This is a genomic window from Streptomyces aureocirculatus (assembly GCF_000720475.1).
GTDB classification, from domain to species: domain Bacteria; phylum Actinomycetota; class Actinomycetes; order Streptomycetales; family Streptomycetaceae; genus Streptomyces; species Streptomyces aureocirculatus.
Genome location: NZ_JOAP01000100.1, coordinates 1 through 8301, shown reverse-complemented (window position 1 = coordinate 8301; position 8301 = coordinate 1). Strand labels below are relative to the sequence as shown.

The 8301-nt window shown below is 69.5% G+C and carries 13 protein-coding genes and 1 pseudogene; 12 read left to right on the top strand and 2 right to left on the bottom strand.

Annotated elements, in window-relative coordinates; translation table 11 throughout:
* Positions 1-358: 358 nt before the first annotated feature.
* The 4 genes from IG78_RS0140355 to IG78_RS52360 all read left to right on the top strand — a co-directional run bounded on the left by IG78_RS0140355 (position 359) and on the right by IG78_RS52360 (position 2463).
* Positions 359-598 carry a hypothetical protein gene (locus IG78_RS0140355; protein WP_157856058.1) on the top strand — a complete coding sequence of 80 codons (240 nt, stop codon included), beginning with the start codon at positions 359-361 and terminating at the stop codon, positions 596-598.
* A 114-nt stretch (positions 599-712) separates the two neighbouring features.
* Positions 713-886: a hypothetical protein gene (locus tag IG78_RS49930; RefSeq protein ID WP_157856057.1), complete on the top strand. Its 174-nt coding sequence runs from the start codon at positions 713-715 to the stop codon at positions 884-886.
* Positions 887-1027: 141 nt separating this feature from the next.
* Positions 1028-1219 carry a hypothetical protein gene (locus IG78_RS0140350; protein ID WP_030574501.1) on the top strand — a complete coding sequence of 64 codons (192 nt, stop codon included), beginning with the start codon at positions 1028-1030 and terminating at the stop codon, positions 1217-1219.
* A 1118-nt stretch (positions 1220-2337) separates the two neighbouring features.
* A complete protein-coding gene (locus IG78_RS52360; RefSeq protein WP_263972759.1) occupies positions 2338-2463 on the top strand; it encodes a hypothetical protein in 126 nt (41 codons plus the stop codon).
* A 487-nt stretch (positions 2464-2950) separates the two neighbouring features.
* Here IG78_RS52360 and IG78_RS48905 read toward each other — a convergent pair.
* A pseudogene (locus IG78_RS48905) lies at positions 2951-3262 on the bottom strand (transposase); the annotation flags it as partial.
* A gap of 695 nt (positions 3263-3957) precedes the next feature.
* On the opposite strand from IG78_RS48905, the gene IG78_RS0140335 reads away from it, so the two are divergent.
* The 7 genes from IG78_RS0140335 (at position 3958) to IG78_RS0140300 (ending at position 7389) form a co-directional block, all read left to right on the top strand.
* On the top strand, positions 3958-5151 hold the full coding sequence (locus IG78_RS0140335) for a hypothetical protein (protein WP_157856055.1): 1194 nt from the start codon (positions 3958-3960) through the stop codon (positions 5149-5151).
* The gene (locus IG78_RS49925; RefSeq protein WP_157856054.1) at positions 5148-5324 is read left to right on the top strand and encodes a hypothetical protein; all 177 of its coding nucleotides are present in this window, start codon (positions 5148-5150) and stop codon (positions 5322-5324) included. Before IG78_RS0140335 ends, IG78_RS49925 begins: the two co-directional genes overlap by 4 nt.
* Positions 5325-5386: 62 nt before the next feature.
* A complete protein-coding gene (locus tag IG78_RS49920; protein WP_157856053.1) occupies positions 5387-6007 on the top strand; it encodes a hypothetical protein in 621 nt (206 codons plus the stop codon).
* Positions 6004-6411 (top strand): hypothetical protein, encoded by a 408-nt coding sequence (locus tag IG78_RS0140315; protein WP_051853549.1) that lies wholly within the window; start codon positions 6004-6006, stop codon positions 6409-6411. The genes IG78_RS49920 and IG78_RS0140315 overlap by 4 nt, the downstream gene beginning before the upstream one ends.
* Entirely contained in the window at positions 6408-6578 is a 171-nt protein-coding gene (locus IG78_RS50420) for a hypothetical protein (protein ID WP_169749751.1), read from the top strand. The genes IG78_RS0140315 and IG78_RS50420 overlap by 4 nt, the downstream gene beginning before the upstream one ends.
* Positions 6575-7036 carry a Pycsar system effector family protein gene (locus IG78_RS0140305; protein ID WP_051853546.1) on the top strand — a complete coding sequence of 154 codons (462 nt, stop codon included), beginning with the start codon at positions 6575-6577 and terminating at the stop codon, positions 7034-7036. The genes IG78_RS50420 and IG78_RS0140305 overlap by 4 nt, the downstream gene beginning before the upstream one ends.
* 80 nt (positions 7037-7116) lie before the next feature.
* Positions 7117-7389: a hypothetical protein gene (locus IG78_RS0140300; RefSeq protein ID WP_030574484.1), complete on the top strand. Its 273-nt coding sequence runs from the start codon at positions 7117-7119 to the stop codon at positions 7387-7389.
* 128 nt (positions 7390-7517) lie between these two features.
* Here IG78_RS0140300 and IG78_RS0140295 read toward each other — a convergent pair whose 3' ends face one another.
* Positions 7518-7733: a hypothetical protein gene (locus IG78_RS0140295; protein WP_030574481.1), complete on the bottom strand. Its 216-nt coding sequence runs from the start codon at positions 7731-7733 to the stop codon at positions 7518-7520.
* A gap of 115 nt (positions 7734-7848) precedes the next feature.
* Between IG78_RS0140295 and IG78_RS0140290 the strand changes: the two genes are divergently transcribed.
* The gene (locus IG78_RS0140290) at positions 7849-8121 is read left to right on the top strand and encodes a hypothetical protein (protein ID WP_030574478.1); all 273 of its coding nucleotides are present in this window, start codon (positions 7849-7851) and stop codon (positions 8119-8121) included.
* Positions 8122-8301 lie beyond the last annotated feature (180 nt).

Below are 8301 nucleotides of genomic sequence, written 5' to 3'. Positions count from 1 at the left end.
CGCCGATGGGCGGATGTGGGACGTCGAAGCCGCAGCTCGTGCATACCTGAACGGAGACTGGACGTGAGACTCCGCCAAGCCCACGCCATCCTCGAGACCGTCACAGCGCTCGAAGCGGCCGCCCTCGGCATCGACATGGCGCCTTTGGACTACGACGAACCTGGCCACACCCGGCCCAGCGACGGCGATCAGATGGAAGGCGGTTGCGAGCTCACCGACCCCGACAGTCCAGGCCGCGACGCTCTCTACTACAATATCAGCCTGAAAGCCAGCCGCGACGGCCAGCACATTGAAGCGTCGACGCCTACGAGGAGCGCAGCGGGAAAGCGTGGAAGAACGGCGAATGATCCTCCACCGCATGCACGCCGACGACCTCAGCATCGGTGACGTCATCGTCCACGACGCCGGCGATACCACCGTCCGCGCACTCGACCGCAAGGAGAGCCTCGGAGCCGCCGTCACTGCCTTCTCCGAGACCGCCGCCCTGTACGCCATCCTCAACGAGGACACCGAGGAGGCCGAATGCATCGTCTCCGGATGCTGCCAAACGAGCGCGCCGGATTCGGCCGACAACTGGATCAGCTCCGGTGCATGCTGACTGACCGATTTGGCAACGACCGAGGTGGCAGTTCCAACATCGACGATGTATCGACCGGGCTGTTCACGACGCCTCGCACCGGATCGGTACCTCCGATCCGAACCAGGAGTACCAGTGACGACCGAACTCGACCACAAGCTGTCGTTCTACCCGCGCAGAGGTGAGCATGAGAACGACCGCGAGACACACGGGAGCTTCGGCACTCTTGCCGAAGCCATGGCCGCCAGTGACTTCCCCAGCAGCGATTGCTGGGATCAGTCCACTCCCGGCACATGGCAGCCTCGATGACCCGGTCATCGAGGCTGCTGGACGCCGACACTCGTGGTGGTCCATCGACCGTAAGCCCTCGTCGGCGCCGAGCAACCGGCGAAGTCGCTGGAGAGTTGCTACCACTACACCGCCGTGCCGCAGTACTGAAAGGATCGGACCATGCCTGAGATCAGCGTCAGCCAGGGCGACCCGCAGCAGGAAACCGTCGCGTACCTCATGGGCAGTTTCTGGTTCTGTCCGCCCTGCGCACGGGAGCGGGACGACATCGAGACGCTGATGTCCGCGCGACGCGCGGACCTGATAGACATCTACGCGTACGACTGCGACCAGTGCGGGAAGCCCATCCGCTGACAGATTGTCACAGCAGAGCCGAGAGCACACGGTGAACACGACCACGATGTCCGCGCCTATCGCGCGGCGGGGCCTGGACGTCAGCGACCCCGGCGAGGTCGTGTGGCCACTGTATGCAGCCATCACCGTATCCCCGCATCCGGCGAGTGGTTCCGGCGGGCAGGGAGAGCATGACGCACGGACCCGGCAAGCGGCCAGCCGTGACCGGCAACGGCGAGGGAGGTCAAGGCGTGGGCCACGCTCCGGCTGCGCGTCGAGAAGACCAGGGAAACCCGGGGCACGCGGACGCACATGTTCCTCCAGGAGAACGGCACGCCTGCCGAGGGCACGGGGTACGACACCGCGTCCGGGTACTAAATCGCCCCCGAGTTGGACCACATGCCGGTGAGCGCGGATCCGTCGGCGGCCGAGTTGGACGAGGCGGCAGGTGCTCGTCGACCACATGCGCGGCTGGAACTTCGAGGCCGCGAGTGATGTAGCGAGCACACCCCCAAGACTCTGCCCGCTTGGCTGGTCCAGCGGTTCGACCCGCGCGGCCCCGACCGGGACGCCCCCGGCGACGACGACCGCTCGTACTGGGCGCACCAGGCCGCCGCCGTCCGTCGCCGACCAGGCGCTGATCAACTATGCGGCCGGGCACCGCACGGTCACCGCCGACAGCTTCGCCCCTATCTGGCGGCCGTCCGCTCCGAAGCCGCTGCCGAGGTGATCGCGATCGTGCTCGTACCGCCGCGGTCGCCCTCGAACAAGACTGCGCCCGACTTGGGGCCGAAGCCGAGCAGTTGACAACGGCCAGTCGCCTGTTCCTCAACTCGCGCCAGGAGATGGCCGAGGAACGGTTCGCGTGGTAGGCACGCGGCGACCGAGCCGAAGCCCGTGTTGTCGAGTTGGAGCGTGAGCGCGCGAGATACGTCGGCGCGGAGCCGACCATCGCCTCGGCGATGGCCTACCTGAACCGGTGCAATCGACTCGGTCCTCGAACTTTGCGACAAGGCCGAACAGCGGGCGGCACGGTGGAACATCTGCTTCCCGTACCCGAGTGGGTCGCCGCCGTCCGGGCAGTCCGACACGTCGCACACATCGCCGGACAGCACGACACAGACACGGAGGCCTGAACCGTGGCTGAATTCACGTCCGAGACGGTCACCCGCACCATCCGCCGCTGGATTGTTCCCGTCGCCGAACCCCGGGGCGCAGCTGCCGAAGAGATCAGCAAGGCGTGGAACGTTGCCGCCGCCCTGTAGTGAGCGCGTCTGCCATCTCTGTCACTGGGGGGACGACGGCCGCAACGGCGTCCGCTACGAGCGGCTTAGCCCGGATCTGCCGAACCTGCAAGAGTATGGCGAATGAGCGTGCGCCACAGTTGGAGTGACGACAGCGAATTCAGGAAGATGACCGCATACCCCGACTCCGCTGTCCCCGTCGCCTTCGACCGCGGTCACCTCTACAGCCCCACCCTCGAACAGGCCCGCTGGGCCCTCGGCCCCGGGACCGTCTACGAACTACCGGCCGGGCAACGACTTCGAACCCCTTCCCGACGCGCCTCGCGGCACAGACAAGGAAGCCACTGGGGAATCATCGTGGGCGTGGTGGCGCAGGAACATCGCCCACATACCCACCGCCGACTTCCTCGGCCTGTACGTGGGTGACGGCATAACCCTGTACTGCATGCACGGCCACCACGATCCCGCGGTCGTGATGGCCACCTACCGCTATGGCGCCTTAAAGGCCCTAACAAAGCCGTTGGACGTGTCGGTGGGTGATCAGACAGGCAGCGAGGCCGAGGAACGCTTCGTGGATGTCGTCGCGTCGTTCCCACCGGATCCGAAGGCGGCGGAAGCCGTGAAGCCAGGAGATCGTGCGCTCGACGACGTGACGGAAGAGGCCCAGGCCGCTGCCGTGGGGCCGGCTTCGCTCCGTAATCACCGGGCGGATCCCGCGCTGCCAGAGCAGGCGACGGTACTTGTCGTGGTCGTAGCCACGGTCGGCCAGCAGCGCGTCCGGCCGTCGTCGCGGGCTGCCGACCCGGCCCGCGACGGCCGGACTGAGACATTCGGCATGCGGTGGGCCGGACTCCTGCCCCACGCGGCTGATGACGGCGCGGCGTACGACGAAGCGCAGCGGAAGATCCACGACCTGCGCTGCGTCCGCCCGGACCTGCCAATTCACAAGGCCTCGTGAACCCCGAGACCGGCTGCCGCCTGCCGATATCAGGCGGCAGCCGGCCCCTCATCCTCCCACCGATTCGATCAAGGAGAAGCACCGTGACCGACCGCACCCTGCCCCACGGCCCGTACATCGAGGCCATCAAACCGAGTTCGGCGATGTCGGCCTCGACCCCGCCACCGTCGTCCTCGACGACTGCGATACCAGCGGTCTGCACTGCTACCTGCGGGCCATGCTGCACTTCACCCCCGAATCCACATGTGGCGTCACTCCGGAGCGGTGGCCGCATGGCCTGCTGCTGATCTGGGAGTGGCACATCGGCGCCGAAGCCGCCGACGGCGAGCCTGAGCGCGGGCCGATCTGGGCGTGGGCCAAATGCCTTGGAGGCGGCGTCAACTCAGAGCCGACCGCTCTGCTCGTCGACGGGTACGCGAATCCGCTTCAGGTGGGATTCGCCCTCGCCGAGCTGATCAACACGGGCAGCTCGGGGCGCCGACGGATCGGGCGATGGGCGGTGCTACGGCGCTGGACGCGGCGTGCGAGGCGTGGGGCGTGGCGGAGACCGCGGAGAAGTGAGCAGCAAGACGCCCGCCCGTGTTGGAGCCACGGGCGGGCGCACCACCCAGCACACCACACCAGCCCTGGAGATGACCATGAACGACCAGCCGCCGCACAGCCCTTGCCGCCGCAATGATCGCCACGATGCGCACGTGTACGAGGTGTACGGCCGCCCCTTCCAGTGTCCCGGCTTCACGCCGCCCGAGCGCCCCGCCGCCGCGCCGTCTGCGCCCGCCGACCGGGACCTCCGCGACCGCGACCAGCTCGCCGCGCTCCTCGCCCACCACGCCGACGTCCTCGCCGCCCGCTGGTACGCCGTGGCCCCCGGCGCCGGAGCCTGGGAAGTCGCCGCAGCGCACTCGCTCCGCGGGCACGCCGCCGAGCTCGTCGCCAACACGGAGACCCCCGCCGTCGCCGAACTGCTCGACTCGATGCTCTCCTTCGAGGCGGCGCACCGTGCCGCGCCGTCGGCGGCGTCCGACACCGAGCGCCGCGACCGGTGGGAGGCGCGTATGCGGCAGATCCCCGGCTGGTCATCGGGTCGGGTCCGGATCCAAGACGCCGCCACCGTCGGCATGGTGGTGGCGGACGCCGAGCAGGCCAACCTCCGCACCCGGATCGCCGAGCTGGAGCAGCAGGCCGCCGCGCCGTCCGCGCCCGCCGACCGGGACCTCCCCGACCTCCGGCGTATCGTCGACCGTCTCGCTGCTCACGCCCGAGGTTTCCAGGACGAGCTGGACGAGTCCGATCGTGGCCCGTGGGCGCGGCTCGTCAGGGCCGACATCGACGCGCTGCGCACGGCCACCGCCGTCCTCCCCGCACTCATGGATTGGGCCGCCGTGCTGCGCGAGGCCGCCGAAACGGCCGACCGGCTGAGCATGGAGATCGAGCAGGCGCTGAAATCTCGGAACATCGGCCCGCTCACCGCGCTCCAGGACCTAGCCGACGAGCTGCGCCGCATGGCCGACGAGGCGCAGCAGGACGAGGCCCACCCGCCGCGGTACCGCTGGTTCGTCGAACTCCTCGACGGCGACGAGTGGATGCTGGCCAGCAGCTTCCGACCCGAGCGCGATCAAGTACTGGCACAGCTCCGGATCGCTTCCTCGAAGGCTCCCAAGTGGAAGGACGGTACGCCTGTCCGGCGCCGTCTCGTCCGGGAGACAACCGCGTACACCGTCGAGGCCGAGCACACCCCGGAGCCATCGTGATCGAGGCCCTCGACGTGCTGCTCGCGGCGTTCGTCTGGTGGATCCTCGCGGGCGCCGCGGTACTCACAATCGCCGCCCTCACCGCAGCCGCCGCCGTCACGTGGGCCTGGCGTGCCCTCAGGAAGCGCCCCACAGGCCCCTCCTGGGCCCACGGACCCCTCAGCGCCCGGTAGTTCGCCCGCACCCACACCAGGCGCCCCAGCGCCCGCACAGAGCCTCACGCACGGAGGTCCGCATGACACCCCGACCGAAACCCGTCGACGAACTCCGCACCGCCATAACCCGGCTACGCGGCCCGCTCCCCGCCGTGACCCCGGCCCTCCGCCAGGCCCTCGACGAGCTACTAACCCACGCCAGGACCACAGCCCTCGAACGGCAACGGCTACAAGCCGACTACGGCGACCTGATGCACGTCCACCCCCACACCCTCCGCCATCGCACGCGCCATCAACCAGACCCGGAGGCCCACCCCATGGCGCCCGCCGACGAACTCCGCACCGCCGCCCAGACGCTCCGCGCCCACGCCGCCGCAGCCGCCGAGGACAGCGGCAACACCACCTGGCACACCACCCGCCACTTCCCCGACCAGCCCAACACGACGTACACCACCGTCTGGGCAACCGAAGGAAAACCGCTCCTCAAGGGCGGTGGCGGACGCGGACGCCCACATCCCTACGTCTCGGCCCCGGTTGGCGACTACATCGCCGCCATGGACCCCACCGTCGGCCTCGCCCTCGCCCATGCGCTCGACGAGACCGCCGACAGTGTGGGACAGGACGGCGGCATCGTTCAGGGCTCCACCGCCGAAGCGCTCCTCGACGTGGCCCGAGCGATCAGCACCGGAGGCCAGCCGTGAGCCACCGTCGCACCGCCCTCATCCTGCGCGTCGGCGCCTGCACCCTCCTCGGAGCCACCGCAGCCACCGCCACGAGCCCGTACTGGCCTGCCGCGGTCGGCACCGCGTACGGGGCCGCGTTCCTCGCCTGGTGCGCGCGCCGCGAGGCTGCCGCCGACCGTCGCGAACGGGCCCTGGCGCAGCGAGCCGAGCTGGTGGACCGGCGGCCCGCGCCGTGCTGCCTGCTCTGGCAGATGTCCGACGGCGGCGGCCACGGCGCCGACTGCACCCTCGGGCCCGTACTGGTCGCGGACATCGCTCGCGGGTGGGCCGCCCTCAACAGCGCCTGCTGCCTGTCCTCCTGGGAATCCCGCGGTACCGAACACGACACCACGCACTGCACCAGAACGGACCAGACCGCATGACCGGCCCCTCGTCCACGCCCCGGGGCGAGCACACCCCGCGCCCCGGGGCCACATGGGAGCAGCGCCAGGTCCGCGTCGAGCAGCTCGTCGACGACACCGCACCCGACCCCCGGCCGAACCGCGCCACCCGCCGCGCCCTCGCACACGCAGCACGGAGGAAGAAGTGACCGACCGCATCGATCAAGCCCTCGACGCCGATCTCAACCATGTCAACGCCGAGATCGCCCGCACCGATCAGAAAGCCGCCTTACTGACGGGTCTGGCCGGCGCCGCACTCGCCGTCGTCGGTGGGGTGGTCAAGGACTACAGCCTGCCCCTCACCGCGCAGATCATCGGCGCGCTCGGAGTGGCCGCCCTCCTGGCAGCGATCTTCCTGCTGTTCCAAACCATCCTCCCTGACACCGGCGGCAGCACACCGGTCGGCTGGCCACGCTGGGCCACCTGCACCCCGGACCAGGTCCTCGACGAACTCCGCCAGGGCCAGGAGCGGCGAGCGGAGCGCCTGTGCGCCATGTCGCGGATCGCTGTCCGCAAGATGCGTGGCATCCGCCAGGCCATCCACTGTCTGCGCGGCGGCATCTGCCTCCTCACCCTCACCGCGCTCACCGCCCGCCTCCTTGCCTGACCCGAACTGCCGATCGACGCACGCTTTACCGAGCTGCACGACGCGATCCTCCCGCCCACCCACCACACCGAGGAGCAACCATGCACCAGCGAATCGCCGCCGCAGAAGTCGCCCGCACCCTCACCGCCCGAGGACACACCAACTCCCTGACAGGACCGGTCTGGCGGCCCGGCCACCGCGCCACCCAGGCCAGCCCCAAGACTGTGCGCCTCTGGCACGACGGACCCGACGAACAAGACCACCTCGACCGGTACGCGCAGGCGCTCCAGGCCACCGGATACACCGTCGCCGTCGAGAGCCCGGCAGGAAAGCGGCCGCGGCTTCGGATCACCAGCCAGACCAAGGAGCAGTGACCCGTGAGCTATTGCAGGGGCCGGGCCCGGCCTGAGCAGCGCGCGGCCCGCTGGTCCCGTAGGGGCCAGCGGGCCGAGGTGTGGGTGCCCCCCTCACGGTGACGCAGCACGACCGTACGTCCGCATCGTCAGTGCGTCCATACCTCGGGCCCGCCTGCCCGCCACTCGATCATCGAGGAGCGGACCACGTCCATCTCGTCCCAGCCCTGAAGCCCGGCCTCCTGGAGAAATGCGACCACGTCGCGCACGGAGTAGGCGAGGCCGAGGATCGCACCGTCCGCGCGGATACGCCGACCGCCGTCGTCGTCGGGCGGGTAGATCACTACGGGCTTCGTGGGGACCATGACCCCAGCGTGCGGCGGAGCGGACAGTCCGGCACGCCGAGCGAGCGCAGTTTCCCGACGAGACAACCTCACGGAAACCCTCACGCACGGGCGCGCCCGATACCACCATGGAGGGGTGACCGATGACATCGCCGCTTTCGTCGCAGCCCACCCGCCCCACCCCGGATTTTCCGCCGACCAGATGATCGCTACCTGGGACAGCCTCGCCTCGCTCACAGAAGTGGCAGCTATCGCCACAGAAGTGAACGAGGCGCGCAGCACATTGCAGGACGAGACGGCGTGCCGTCGTCAACTCTCTGCTGCCGTCCGCTGGGTGAAAGAGCACCACGGCGACCAGGTCGCCGATGCCTTCGTCACCTACCTGGGAGCAACGTCCTCCAAGCCGTAGCGATCAGTGGTGGCCGTTGCCCTGATCATCGGGTGAGTCGGCCGGCGCCGTCGTCGCCCACGGCTCGCCGCCCGTCTCACCACCTCGCAGCAGCAGGCAGACGCCGCCCGCATCCTTCAGCAGCTCGCCCAGGTGGAAGGCGAGGCGACCGCCCGCGCGTGGATGGTCGGCATGAACCCA